This window comes from Nocardia kruczakiae NBRC 101016 (assembly GCF_001612965.1).
Taxonomy (GTDB): Bacteria; Actinomycetota; Actinomycetes; order Mycobacteriales; family Mycobacteriaceae; genus Nocardia; species Nocardia kruczakiae.
Map to the genome: position 1 here is coordinate 21541 of NZ_BDBL01000004.1, position 12507 is coordinate 34047.

Sequence of the window (12507 nt, forward strand, 5' to 3'; positions counted from 1 at the left end):
CCTATCGGGCCCCCGGTTCGTCGAGTCCCATACGGGCGATGATGCCGTCGAGCAGGCATCGCAGTGTCCACACCACCGGGTCGGCGGGGCCGGAGCCGGTGCGGCCGTGGAACCATCGGGTGAAGGCGGGATAGCGGCCCTCTTCCAGGAGCGGCTCCACCAGTGGTTTCGCGGCCCGGGCGAGCTGGTCGTCGGTGGCCAGCCCCACGCGGGTTCGCATGCGTTGCTCCTCCGCCGCTTGCAGGGCGGCGCCGAACAGATGGCCGTCCACCGCACCGGTCAGCAGTGACAGGTCGTCGGCCGACAGCCCCAGCGGTTCGAGCATGGCGAAGCGAAAGTCGAAGTAGCGCAGTGCGTTCGGGCCCAAAGGCGGGCGGGTGTGAACGAGTTCGCCGAACCACAGGTGCCGTCGGATCACCGCCCAGGTGTCCAGCGCCAGACGCTCCAGCGCGTCGCGCCACTGCGCGGTGCTCGCCGAATCCGGACCCGCCGGCAGCGGTACTTCGCCGTAGACGGCGTCGATCATCAGATCGACCAGCCCGTCCTTGCTGCCCACGTAGCGATACAGCGACATCGGCGTGGACGCGCCGACGGCCTGGGCCACCCGGCGCATCGTCAGCGCCCGCGCGCCCTCGGCATCGGCGATCGCCATCGCCGCGCGCAGAATCTCGGCCCGGCTCAGGTTCGTCGTCGGCCGGCCGGGCGGTTCCGGCAGGGACCAGATGAGCGGTCCGGGCACTTCCTCGGTCACCGTGCACACCTCCTTGCCGGAATTCAACCATCGGCGTACAACGTACACATGATGTACGACGTACACGCAGATCCGGTCCTGATCGTCGGCGGCGGATTGACCGGCCTGACCGCCGCACTGTTCCTGAAGCACCAGGGCGTGCCGGCGATACTGGTCGAACGGCGGACCACCACTTCGGCCCAGCCGAAGGCACGCCGGATCAATATCCGCACGATGGAACTGTTCCGCCGGATCGGCATCGCCGAGGCGGTCGAGGACGCGGCCCGTGGACTCTCGGCGCATCAGGCGATGGCAGCGGGCCCCACCCTGGCCCGGGCCGAGCGGCTGCCGTTCACATTCCCCGGCGGTCTGCCGGACTGGGATGCGATCACGCCCGCGTCGGCCTGCCTGTGCGCGCAGGATCGGCTGGAGCCCGTCCTGCGCGAACTGGCGCAGGCACGCGGCTGCGATATCCGCTTCGGTGTCGAATGCGTCGACATCGCCGAGGACGCCGCGGGTCTCACCGCGACACTGCGCACGGGTCCGGAACGCGTCGACACCGTGCGAGCGTCGTACCTCATCGCGGCGGACGGCGCGCACAGCCCGATTCGCGAGCGGCTGAATATCGGCCGCCACGGCCGCGGCACCCTCGGCCGCGCGGTGAACGTGTATTTCCGCGCGGATCTGGCGGAGTTGGTGCGCGGACGCGAATTCAACCTCTGCCAGATCGAGAACGACCGCATCCCGGGAGCCTTCGCCTCGGTGGACGGCGCACAGCGATGGATCTTCACCAGTTCGGCGGAGGTCGACCGTCCCGCCGACCGCTGGCCCGAACTGCTGCGAGCGGCCATCGGGGTCCCCGATGTCGACGTGGAGGTGCTGAGCGTCCTGCCCTGGGAGCCGGGGATGTTCATCGCCGACACGTTCCGGTCGGGCCGGGTGTTCCTGGCCGGCGACGCGGCGCACGTGATGCCGCCGTACGCGGCCGCGGGCGCCAATACCGGCATCCAGGACGGCCACAATCTGGCCTGGAAACTGGCGCTGGTGCTGCGTGGCGCCGCATCACCACATCTGCTCGACAGCTACGACGGCGAGCGCCGCCCCGTCGGCCGATACATCGCCGATCAATCCAGTATCCGGACCGCGAACCTGCGCACCATGACTCGCGAATCCACCGACGGCACGCCGCTCGCCGACCCGATCGCCCTGATTCTCGGCACCCGTTACCCCGCGGGCGCGTTCATCGACGACGGCAGTCCGCACACCATGGACCACCTGGATCTGACCGGGCAGCCGGGCACCCGGCTGCCCCACCGCTACCTCCCCGACGGCCGCTCCACTCTCGATCTGATCGGAACGACGTTCACGCTGCTCGTCGGTCCGGATTCACCGGGCTGGCAACTCGACGATCAATCCGTCGACATCGTCCGCATGGACCGATCATGGTGCGACACCGTCGGATCGACGCCGACGGGCGCGCTTCTGGTCCGCCCGGACCAGGTGATCGCGTGGCGGGTCCCGGCCGCACCCGACGATCCTGCGGCCGCCTTCCGCCGTGCTCGCTCCCGAATCCTGAACGGCACCGGCCACGCCATCGATCCGGTGGCGGACCGCACGGCCGACTTGACCTCGAGTTGAGTTGAGCTTCTAGGTTGGCTGTAGCCCGAGCGCCCGACGACACAGGAGCCAGCCATGACACAGCGTCCCACCCTCGACGACCCCGCGGGCCGCAGCACCGCCCAGCGGGTGGCCGCCGACTTCGCCGCGGAGTTGCAACGCGCGGGCGAGACCGGCGATGCCGATCTCTACGACCGTTCCTTCGCCGCGGATGTGCTGTGGGGCAGCCCGTTCGGTGCCACCGTCGTCGGCTACGACCGGCTCAATCCGATCCACCACCGCCTGATGGCCGGACAGGTGGCACCGGCCTCGACCTTCGAGGTGGTCGCCGCGACCACGCCGGCGCCGGGCGTGGTGGTGGCCCAGATCCGCAGGCAGGCAGCCGATCCCGCCGGTTTCTCCGAGACGGCCATGTACGTGCTGGTGGAACGCGGCGGCCGGTGGTGGCTCGCGGCCGCTCAGAACACCCCGTTCGAGCCGGAGAAGTCGGCACTGCGGCGCACCGCCTAGCCGCCGTCACTGCGACAGGTCGAATACGAACCGCGGGAAATCGCCGACCGGCTCGAAACCGATGTCCCGATAGATCTTGTTCGAGGTCGGGTTGGCTAGGTCGGCGAACAGGCATACCTGGGAGCCGCTGTCACGCAGCACTTTCGACACCTGCGCGGTGGCGGCCGCGGCGTATCCGCGGCGGCGGAATTCCGGCGGGGTGTAGACCGGCCCGATGCGGGTCCAGCCGTATGCGCGCCGCTGATGCGCGACCACGGATACCGGCACACCCGCGTCTTCCCACAGCCACCACTGCCCCGCGGCGATCCGATCGGGGACCGTACGCGGGTCGGGACCGATGTCCTCCTCGCGACGCATGCGCTCGGCCAGGTGAACGCACACCTCGGTATCGGATTCGCCGGCGCGGCGGGCGATGCCGGGCACGGCGGGGACGCGCAGTTCCCCGAGGCGATAGAGCCGCGTCGTCCAGTGCAGCCGAAAGGCATTGCCGGACAGTCGTTGCCAATGGAGGGCGAATTCCGACGCGGAGTCCGGATCTCCCTCGACCGCGACGACGGCGGGGTCGCGGTCGAACAGGGCCGCGGCCACCCCCGGCAGCGCGGGGGCGGGCATGTCACCCAGATAGGCACCGTACCCGGGAGTATCGATGGCGACGCCCACCACCGCATCGCCGTCGCAGACCATGGCGAACACCGGTTCGATCGTCATCGCCCCGGCCACGCCGTTGCGGACCATCGTGGCGATGACGGTGTGCCGCAGGGGCTCTCGCGCCAGGCAGTGCCCGGCGCGGGCGTGGAGCTCGAACGGGTCCGTGGTCAGCTCGATCCGCATGCCGACCAACGGTAGGCCCGTCGGAGCACGTCTCCCACCGATTTTTCACGAAGGGCCGATTCTCAGGCCGATTGTTGCCCGTCGGCGCGAAGTTTCAGCAGGACCAGACCGGCGGTGCAGGCCAGAATCAGTCCGGCGACAGTGATTTCGACACGAAGGCCCGCGATGCCGAGCACCGCACCGACCAATCCGCCGAGGAAGATCAACCAGGCCGCGATGCGGGAGGTGATCGTCCAGGCGCTGCGTCCGGATCCGGCGGCAGCCGAATCACCTTGTGACACCGCGCGCGTGGGGGATGTCGAATAAGCTCCCATCACTACTCCTCGATGACGCCCACCGAGACTGTCGAAACGTCCGTTTCGCCCGGCAAATAACATGCGTCTCACATGTAACTTCGCTCACACGTTACGTGGCCGCCACCGAAACTCCACGCGACACGTGCCCGCGACACGCCGAACGTATCTACTTCGTTATGTGAAGCGTTGGCTTTTCACGTTACTGTCCGGTATTTTGCGGACCAACCGGCATGCCTGGCCCCGGGTTGCGGCTCTCGGTTACTGTGAGGCCACTCGGAAACAGTTTGAGGGAGCACCACATCCATGGACGACAGGGCGAGCACGGGGGATCGCGCCGATGAGGAGACCCCCGGCCGCCTGAACATGAAGGTCGCGGGTCCCGCAATGGCCGCCGGTGCGGTATCGCTGGGTTTGGTGTTGATCGGGGCGTGCGGGATCGGCCACAAGGACGTCTATGTCGCACCGCCGCCGCTCGCCGCGGATCTACAGGTGGCCACCACCCCGATCACACGCAGCGGCACCACCACAGCTCCCGCGGTGATCATTCCCCCCTCCCCCTCCTGGCGGGTCGCGGCGAATACGCCGGCGCGGCGCACCACCTCCGCGACGGCGACCGGCACCACGACCGAGGCCGAGCCGAGCTACACGGCGTTCGCCCCGCCCGCGCCGACCACCACCACGCAGACTCCGACCCCGACCACGGAACCGTCCGTCAGCGACCCCTCCACCGATTCCGACAGTCCGACGACCACCCGGCCGCATCGCGCGCCGCGCACCGTCGAGGAATCCGAACCGACGACCGGCCTCCAGCCCGCGCCGACGAGCGAGGACAGCGGCAACTGACCGGCACACCGAAAAGGGTGGCGGCCGCGCGGATTCGCGACGACCACCACCCTCACCGGCGCACCGGCGTGCGGATCAGAGTTCGACCAGGCCGTAGTCCCCGACCCGGCTGCTCAGCACGCCCAGATGTTCGCGCCGGCCACCGAAGGTCTGGTCCACGGCGGTGAGCCGGGCGACGTAGTGGCTGACCGGATATTCGGTGGTGATGCCGATTCCACCGTGCATCTGCACGGCTTCCTGCGCGACGTGGCGGGCGCCGCGGCCGACCTGGAGGCGGGCCCGCGACAGCGCGATCGGATCGACCGTGCCCTCGGCCAGCGAGGCGGTCGCGTAGAAGCTCATGCTGCGAGCCAGTTCCATCGCGACGTACATATCCGCGGCGCGCTGGGTCAGGGTCTGGAACTTCGAGAGCGTGACCCCGAACTGTTTGCGCGTCTTGAGATATTCGGTGGTCAGCCGCAGCGCCTCACCCATCGCGCCGATCGATTCCGCGCACAGGCTCGCCTGGGCGGTCGCGATGGCGGTGGCGACGGCCTCGGTGACATCGCCGGCCTCGGCGGCGCCGAGCAGTTCGGCCGGAGCCGAGGCGAATTCGATCTGCGCACCCCGGCGTTCGTCGAACGTGCGGTAGGCGGTGCGGGATACGCCCTCGGCATCGGCGGCCACCAGGAACAGCCGCAACACACCGTCGGGTCCGAGAGCGGTGACGACCAGCTCGTCGGCGCAATCACCGTGCGGCACCCGGCTTTTCACACCCGAGAGCCGGTAGCCGTCGCCCTCGGCGGCGGCAGTGGTCGCGACCGTGATCTCCGGCCAGCGCGAACCGGCCTCCTCGTGCGCGAAGGCCAGCAGCCGGGATCCGCCGGCCACCTCCGGCAGAATCCGCTGCCGCTGGTCGGCGGCGCCGAGGGCGGCGATCAGACCCCCGGGCAGCAGGACCGCGTCCAGCAGCGGTTCGGGAGCGAGACGGCGGCCGATCTCCTCCATGACGACCATCGTCTCCACGGGTCCGGCGCCGACGCCGCCGTCCTCCTCGCTGAAAGACAGTCCGAGGACGCCCAATTCGGCCAGCTGCGACCAGACGTCGCGACTCCAGCCGAGTTCGGTGTCGAGCACCTTCAGCCGGCTCTCCGGGTCGTAGGCACGGGCCAGCAGATCACGCACCGTCTCGCCCAGCATGACCTGTTCATCGGTCAATTCGAAATCCATGGCAGCGCCTCACAATCCGAGGATGGTGGAGGCGATGATGGTGCGCTGCACCTCGTTCGAGCCTCCGTAGATGCTGGTCTTGCGGTAGTTCAGATAGGTGGGTCCGGTGCGCTGCGCCCAGTCCGGCGCGGCGATGTCGTCGGCGCCCACCGGCACCGCGTCCGGGCCCGCCACATCGAGCATCAGCTCGGTGGCCGCCTGCTGCAATTCGGTACCGCGCAACTTCAGCACCGACGACACCGGATTCGGTTTGCCCTCGGCGGAATTGGCCACCACCCGCAACAGCGTCAGTTCGAGCGCCAGCAGTTCGTTCTCCAACTCGGCGACGCGGGCGGCGAAAACCGGATCTTCCAGCAGCGTGCCGGAGCCCGTCGGAATCTGTGCCGCATGCTTTTTCGCGGTGGCGATCACGACCTTGGTGCGACCCACGCCGGCAATACCCGTGCGCTCGTTGCCGAGCAGGAATTTCGCGTAGGTCCAGCCCGCATTCTCCGCACCGACCAGTTGATCGGCGGGCACCCGCACGTTTTCGAAGAAGACCTCGTTGACCTCGTGCCGGCCGTCGATCAATTTGATCGGCCGCACGGTGACGCCCGGCGAATTCATATCGAAGAGCAGCATCGAAATACCGGCCTGCTTCTTCGGCGCGTTCGGATCGGTACGCACCAGGCAGAAGATCCAGTCGGCGTACTGGGCCAGCGTGGTCCAGATCTTCTGGCCGTTGACGATGTAGGAATCACCGTCGCGCACCGCGGTGGTGCGCAGCGAGGCGAGGTCGGATCCGGCGTCGGGCTCGGAGAAGCCCTGGCACCACCAGATGTCGAGGGCGGCGGTCGGCGGCAGGAAGCGCTGCTTGAGTTCCTCCGAGCCGAATTGCGCGATGACCGGGCCGATCATGTTCGCGTTGAAGGTCAGCGGCTCGGGCACGCAGGCCAGCTGCATCTCGTCTTCCCAGATGTGGCGCTGCATCGAGGTCCAGTCCTGGCCGCCCCACTCCACCGGCCACTTCGGCACCGCGATGCCCTTGGCGTGCAGGAGTTTGTGGGCGGTGACGATGTCCTCACGGGAGAGTTCCCGGCCGTTTTCGACCTTGTCCCGGATCTCGGCCGGTATCTCGGTTCGAAAGAACGTGCGTAGTTCGTCCCGGAAGGCCACCTCGTCGGGTGACAGGGCAAGTTTCATGGGCATCTCCCACCGTATTTCGTAGGTCCGAATCGAATCTACGCCTCGAATCGAACCGCTCGTCGACCGGATCATAAACGACGAATCGCGCCCGATACCGCGATCCCGAGCGGTCCGCTGCCGCGCCCGGCGCGAAGGAACCTTTAGGTTGTGGCGAAATGGCCGTACCCTGCGCAATTCGCGGCGCGTCGAATAAGTTAATGACAATTCGCATGCGTTCCGATGATTTCCCCGCCACGGTAAACGCGCTGGGCGATCGACGCCGGGATGCGCACCGGTTTGCCGTTTCGGCAAGAATCCTTGCCGGCTTTCCGGCGCGCCGGTGATTCTGGATGCAGGCGCCGACGAGGCGCCCCGAGTGACGAGGAGTCTCATGTCCGCCACATCACCCACCGAACCCGCGGTGTTCTGGGAGCAGCGGTATCGCGACAGCGACCGGGTCTGGAGCGGGAATCCGAATCCGTTGCTGGTGCGCGAGACCGCGGATCTGCGGCCGGGCCGCGCCCTGGATCTGGGCTGCGGCGAAGGCGCCGACGCGGTCTGGCTGGCCGGGCAGGGCTGGCAGGTGACCGGCGTGGACATCTCGCAGACCGCGCTGGAACGCGCCGCGGCCCACGCCGAGCGAGCCGGACTGGGCGACCGTGTCGCGTGGCAGCGCCACGAACTCGGGCGCACCTTTCCGGACGGCAGCTACGACCTGATCAACGCCCAGTTCCTGCAGTCACCGGTGGCGCTGGATCAGGACGGCGTGCTCCGGCGCGCGGCCGACGCGGTGGCGCCCGGCGGCACGCTGCTGATCGTCATGCACGCCGGCTGGCCGACCTGGATGACGCCGGACGACTATCCGTTCGACGCCATCTTTCCCACCCTCGACGGCGTCCTGCGGAGCCTGCGTCTCGGCGACGAGTGGACCGTTCGCACCTGCGAGCCGGTCGAACGCACACTGACCTCCCCCGACGGCCGCAACGGAACCCGGGCCGACAATGTCTGGCGCCTCGTCCGCGCCGCGGCGCCCGGTAACTAGCTGCGCGGCTTGCGGCGGTCGTATTTGCGCGGGCCCTCGCGGCGCGGTCCGCGACTCATAGGACGATGCGACGGCGGGCCCTGGTCCAGTTGCAGCTGGATCAGGACGCCGCTGATCCTGGTGCGGCGCAACGCATCCAGAGTCTCCGACGGCAGATCGGCGGGAAGCTCCACCAGGCTGTGATCGGGGCGGATGCTGATATGACCGAAGTCGCTGCGACGCAGACCGCCCTCGTTGGCGATGGCGCCGACGATCGCGCCGGGAACCACGCGGTGCCGTTTGCCGACCGCGATGCGGTAGGTGGCCATCTCCGCGTCGGTGGCGCGGTGGCGCTGCGGACCACCCTCCGGACGACGCTCCCGGTCCTCGCGCGGGGCCCGTTCGCGGCGCGGCGGGCGGATCGGCTCGGGCTCGGCCTCCATGAAGAAGTTCTCGCCGTCGTGGCCGCCCACCGCCAGAGCGGCGGCGATATCGGCGAGCGGGATGTTGTGCTCGGCCTCGTAATCCTCGATCAGCTTGCGGAACAGCGCGAGATTCGACGACGACAGATTCTCCGTGATCGCGTCGTGGAATTTGACCACGCGCTGGGCGTTCACATCGTCGACGCTGGGCAGCTGCATTTCGGTCAGCGGCTGGCGGGTGGCACGCTCGATCGCGTCCAGCAGGCGGCGTTCGCGCGGCGCGACGAACAGCAGCGCCTCGCCGGTGCGCCCGGCCCGGCCGGTGCGGCCGATGCGGTGCACATAGGACTCGGTGTCGTGCGGGATGTCGTAGTTGACCACATGCGAGATGCGGTCGACGTCGAGCCCGCGCGCGGCCACATCGGTGGCGACCAGGATGTCGAGGGTGCCGGACTTCAGCTGGCCGATGGTGCGTTCGCGCTGGTTCTGCGCGATATCGCCGTTGATCGCGGCGGCCGAGTAGCCGCGTGCGCGCAGTTTCTCGGCCAGTTCCTCCGTCGCCTGCTTGGTGCGCACGAAGAGGATCATCGCCTCGAACGGCTCGACCTCGAGAATCCTGGTCAGAGCGTCGAGTTTACGCTGATGGGAGACATGCACCCAGCGCTGCGAGATATTGGTGTTGGTCGAGGTCTTGGACTTGACCGTGATCTCGACCGGATCCTTGAGGTACTGCTTGGAGATCTTGCGGATCACCGACGGCATGGTGGCCGAGAACAGCGCGACCTGCTTCTCCGCGGGAGTGTCGCGCAGAATGCGTTCGACGTCCTCCTGGAAACCCATCTTCAGCATCTCGTCGGCCTCGTCGAGCACGAGATACCGCAGCTGGGTGAGATCGAGGGTGCCGCGTTCGAGGTGGTCGATGACCCGGCCCGGCGTGCCGACGACGACCTGCGCGCCGCGCCGCAGACCCTGCAGCTGGACCGCGTAGTTCTGACCGCCGTAGATCGGCAGCACGTGGATACCCGGCAGATGTGACGAGTAGCGGCCGAACGCCTCGGCCACCTGGATCGCCAGCTCGCGGGTCGGCGCGAGCACCAGCGCCTGCGGCGGCTTCGGCCGCTTGTCCAGGCCCATCAGAATCGGGATCGCGAAGGCCGCCGTCTTACCGGTACCGGTCTGGGCCAGGCCGACGACGTCGGCGCCCGCGAGCAGCGGCGGAATGGTGGCCGCCTGGATCGGCGACGGGGACTCGTAACCGACATCGGCGATGGCCGCTAGCAGCCGATCATCGATGCCGAGGGCGGCGAACGACGGCTCGGTCGCGCCGGCCGTGACATCCGCTCCGCTACCGTCGCGAGACCCGGTGGCGGCGTCCGCGGGCCCTTCGTGGTTGCGCGCGTCTGCGCCTTCGGGCCTGTCGTCCCCGCCGCCGGGCACGCTGTCGACCGATGAGTTGTTCATATTGACCAGCAGTTTAATGCCTAGCGGTGGCCGCCCGGACCATCGGGCCAATACGGTGAGACCTATGCAACCGCAGCAGCCGCCCTTGCGCGACGTTCCGGAATCCGCCGAACCCCTGCGGCCCACCGCATCTGCGCCCGCCGAGCCGAATTCTCGCGACGACGCCGGCGCACTCGTGAGTGACGAATCCGACACTGCGGACGCACCCGAAACCGCCCGCCCCGACGCCGGAATCTCCACTGCCGACGTGATCGGCAGTCCCGTCCCGATCGTGATCACCTACTCGGCCACCGCGGAGGCCGGGCGGCCCGCTCCCGCGGTGGCCGGTGGACTCGAACCCCGGCCCGCCGCCCGGCCGGCACCCGCCCCGGCTCCGGCGCAGGCGGTCGATATCGCGGTCGTGCAGTTCGGGCCGTACACCGACAAGTCCGCCAATCTCGCCGCGCTGCGCGACCATGTTCGCGCCGCCGCCGAGCACGGCGCGAAAGTGATTGTCGCACCGGAATATTCGATGTTCGCGGTGAAGCGGCTGGACGAACGGGTGGTGGCGGCGGCCGAGCCGATCACCGGTCCGTGGGCGAGCGAATTGCGCGGGCTCGCCGCCGAATTCGGGGTGCACGTGGTCGCCGGCGTCGTCGAGGCGCCGGGCGGGCAGATCACCGACCGCATCTACAACACGCTGATCGCGGCCGGTCCCGATGCCGAGTTCGCGGCGGTCTACCGCAAGGTGCACCTCTACGACGCGTTCGGATTCCGCGAATCGGAGGTGGTCGCTCCCGGCCCGATCGAGGATCCCGCCACCTTCACCGTCGACGGCGTCACCTTCGGCCTGCAGACGTGCTTCGACCTGCGCTTCCCGGAGGGCTGCCGCCGGGTGGCCGCCGCGGGGGCGCAGGTGTTGTTACTTCCCGCGCAATGGATTCCGGGCCCGGGCAAGCTGGATCAGTGGACCACGCTGCTGCGTGCCCGGGCCATCGAGAACACGGTCTACGTGGCCGCCGCGGACCACTGCGCCCCGCGCGGCGCGGGCGCGTCGATGATCGTCGACCCCTCCGGCAATCTGCTCGCCGAACTCGGTGACGCCCCCGGTATCGCCACCAGCCGTATCGACCTCGATCACCTGCGGCAGATCCGCACCACCAACCCGAGCCTGAGCCTGCGCCGATTCACCGTCGAGCCATAGACTGGTGGCACCATGATCTATCCGGATCGTCGGTCGGCCGGTCGCACGCTGGGTGAATCGCTGTCGCACCTGCGGGCGTGGCATCCCCTGGTGCTGGGACTGCCGCGCGGTGGGGTACCGGTCGCGGCAGCGGTGCGCGAGGTCATCGGCGGGGATCTGGATGTGCTGCTCGTCCGGAAGCTCGGCGTGCCCTGGCAACCCGAACTGGCGATGGGCGCCATCGGCGAGGACGGGGTCCGGGTTCTCAACGACGACGTGCTGCGGCAGACCGGTGTGCGAACCGAGCAGATCGCCGCCGTGGAGCAGGCCGAGCGCGCGGAACTGGCGCGCCGGCAGCGGATGGTGCGCGCGCAGGTGCCGCGGGTGCCGATCGACGATCGCACGGTGGTGATCGTCGACGACGGGATGGCCACGGGCGCGACGGTCGCCGCGGCGTGCCGCGTGGCGCAGTCGCACCGGCCCAGATGGATCACGGTGGCGGTGCCGGTGTCCTCGATCGAGGCGATGGAGCGGCTGCGTGGCCTGGCCCGGGAGACGGTGTGCCCGCTGATTCCACGCTCCCTCGGCGGAGTCGGCGGGGCGTATCGCGATTTCCATCAACTCGACGACGAGGAGATGCTGGACCTGCTGCCGACCGCGCACCACCCCGGCGGCTGAGGACGCGCGCGAAAACGAATCACTCGCTCTCCGAGTCGATCTCGCGCACCCCTTTCCGATGCCGCTGCGCGAGGTCGGCGTAGTAGCCGGGGTTGATCTTGACCCAGCCTTCGGCCTGGGTGCCGGCGATGGGACGTTTGACCTCGGCCGGCGCTCCCGCGGCCAGGACCCCCTCGGGGATCGCGGTGCCGGGCTGGACCAGCGAGTGCGCGGCGATCATCGAACCGGCGCCGATGGTGGCCATATCGAGGACCGTGCTGCCGTTGCCGACGATCGCCTCGGCGCCGACGCTCGCGCCGTGCAGCACCACACTGTGTGCGATCGTGGCGCCGGGCCCCACCTCGACAGGCACGTCGGGCGGGGTGTGAATCACGGCATTGTCCTGCACATTCGCCCGTTCGCGGACGATGATCGGCGCGAGGTCGGCGCGCAGCACGGCCCCGTACCAGACCGAAGCGTTCGCCTCCACGCGCACATCGCCGATCAGGGTGGCGGTCGGCGCGATGAACGCGGTCGGATCCACCTGGGGGCGTTTACCTTCGAATTCGTAGCAGGGCATGCGT

At 68.9% G+C, this 12507-nt stretch carries 13 protein-coding genes; 6 read left to right on the forward strand and 7 right to left on the reverse strand.

All coding sequences use genetic code 11. The features are described 5' to 3' along the window. Window position 1: 1 nt before the first annotated feature. Window positions 2-751: a TetR/AcrR family transcriptional regulator gene (locus NK1_RS04510; protein ID WP_245660342.1), complete on the reverse strand. Its 750-nt coding sequence runs from the start codon at window positions 749-751 to the stop codon at window positions 2-4. 48 nt (window positions 752-799) lie between these two features. Here NK1_RS04510 and NK1_RS04515 point away from each other — a divergent pair, with 48 nt between their 5' ends. Then, window positions 800-2368 (forward strand): FAD-dependent monooxygenase, encoded by a 1569-nt coding sequence (locus NK1_RS04515; RefSeq protein WP_245660343.1) that lies wholly within the window; start codon window positions 800-802, stop codon window positions 2366-2368. A gap of 54 nt (window positions 2369-2422) precedes the next feature. Further along, a complete protein-coding gene (locus tag NK1_RS04520; protein WP_063007310.1) occupies window positions 2423-2857 on the forward strand; it encodes a hypothetical protein in 435 nt (144 codons plus the stop codon). A gap of 6 nt (window positions 2858-2863) precedes the next feature. On the opposite strand, the gene NK1_RS04525 is transcribed toward NK1_RS04520, so the two are convergent. Together NK1_RS04525 and NK1_RS04530 are read right to left on the reverse strand one after the other, a co-directional pair. Continuing rightward, a complete protein-coding gene (locus NK1_RS04525) occupies window positions 2864-3688 on the reverse strand; it encodes a GNAT family N-acetyltransferase (protein WP_157104077.1) in 825 nt (274 codons plus the stop codon). A gap of 62 nt (window positions 3689-3750) precedes the next feature. Next, window positions 3751-4002, reverse strand: a complete 252-nt coding sequence (locus tag NK1_RS04530; protein WP_157104078.1) for a hypothetical protein — start codon at window positions 4000-4002, stop codon at window positions 3751-3753. Window positions 4003-4287: 285 nt separating this feature from the next. On the opposite strand from NK1_RS04530, the gene NK1_RS04535 reads away from it, so the two are divergent. Next, entirely contained in the window at window positions 4288-4827 is a 540-nt protein-coding gene (locus NK1_RS04535; RefSeq protein ID WP_063007313.1) for a hypothetical protein, read from the forward strand. 75 nt (window positions 4828-4902) lie between these two features. Here NK1_RS04535 and NK1_RS04540 read toward each other — a convergent pair whose 3' ends face one another. Together NK1_RS04540 and NK1_RS04545 are read right to left on the reverse strand one after the other, a co-directional pair. Next, window positions 4903-6036 carry an acyl-CoA dehydrogenase family protein gene (locus NK1_RS04540; protein WP_063007314.1) on the reverse strand — a complete coding sequence of 378 codons (1134 nt, stop codon included), beginning with the start codon at window positions 6034-6036 and terminating at the stop codon, window positions 4903-4905. Between the two features lie 9 nt (window positions 6037-6045). Further along, complete coding sequence (locus tag NK1_RS04545; RefSeq protein ID WP_063007315.1) at window positions 6046-7218, reverse strand: acyl-CoA dehydrogenase family protein; 1173 nt, start codon at window positions 7216-7218, stop codon at window positions 6046-6048. A gap of 373 nt (window positions 7219-7591) precedes the next feature. Between NK1_RS04545 and NK1_RS04550 the strand changes: the two genes are divergently transcribed. Next, window positions 7592-8242, forward strand: a complete 651-nt coding sequence (locus NK1_RS04550; protein ID WP_063007316.1) for a class I SAM-dependent methyltransferase — start codon at window positions 7592-7594, stop codon at window positions 8240-8242. Here NK1_RS04550 and NK1_RS04555 read toward each other — a convergent pair. Next, a complete protein-coding gene (locus NK1_RS04555) occupies window positions 8239-10104 on the reverse strand; it encodes a DEAD/DEAH box helicase (protein ID WP_084460586.1) in 1866 nt (621 codons plus the stop codon). The two genes, NK1_RS04550 and NK1_RS04555, sit on opposite strands and share 4 nt — an antisense overlap. A 391-nt stretch (window positions 10105-10495) precedes the next feature. Between NK1_RS04555 and NK1_RS04560 the strand changes: the two genes are divergently transcribed. After that, on the forward strand, window positions 10496-11287 hold the full coding sequence (locus tag NK1_RS04560) for a carbon-nitrogen hydrolase family protein (RefSeq protein ID WP_063007339.1): 792 nt from the start codon (window positions 10496-10498) through the stop codon (window positions 11285-11287). Window positions 11288-11299: 12 nt separating this feature from the next. Then, a complete protein-coding gene (locus tag NK1_RS04565) occupies window positions 11300-11944 on the forward strand; it encodes a phosphoribosyltransferase (protein WP_063007317.1) in 645 nt (214 codons plus the stop codon). 19 nt (window positions 11945-11963) lie between these two features. Here the strand turns inward: NK1_RS04565 and NK1_RS04570 are convergent, their stop codons facing one another. After that, complete coding sequence (locus NK1_RS04570) at window positions 11964-12503, reverse strand: gamma carbonic anhydrase family protein (RefSeq protein WP_063007318.1); 540 nt, start codon at window positions 12501-12503, stop codon at window positions 11964-11966. Window positions 12504-12507: the final 4 nt, after the last annotated feature.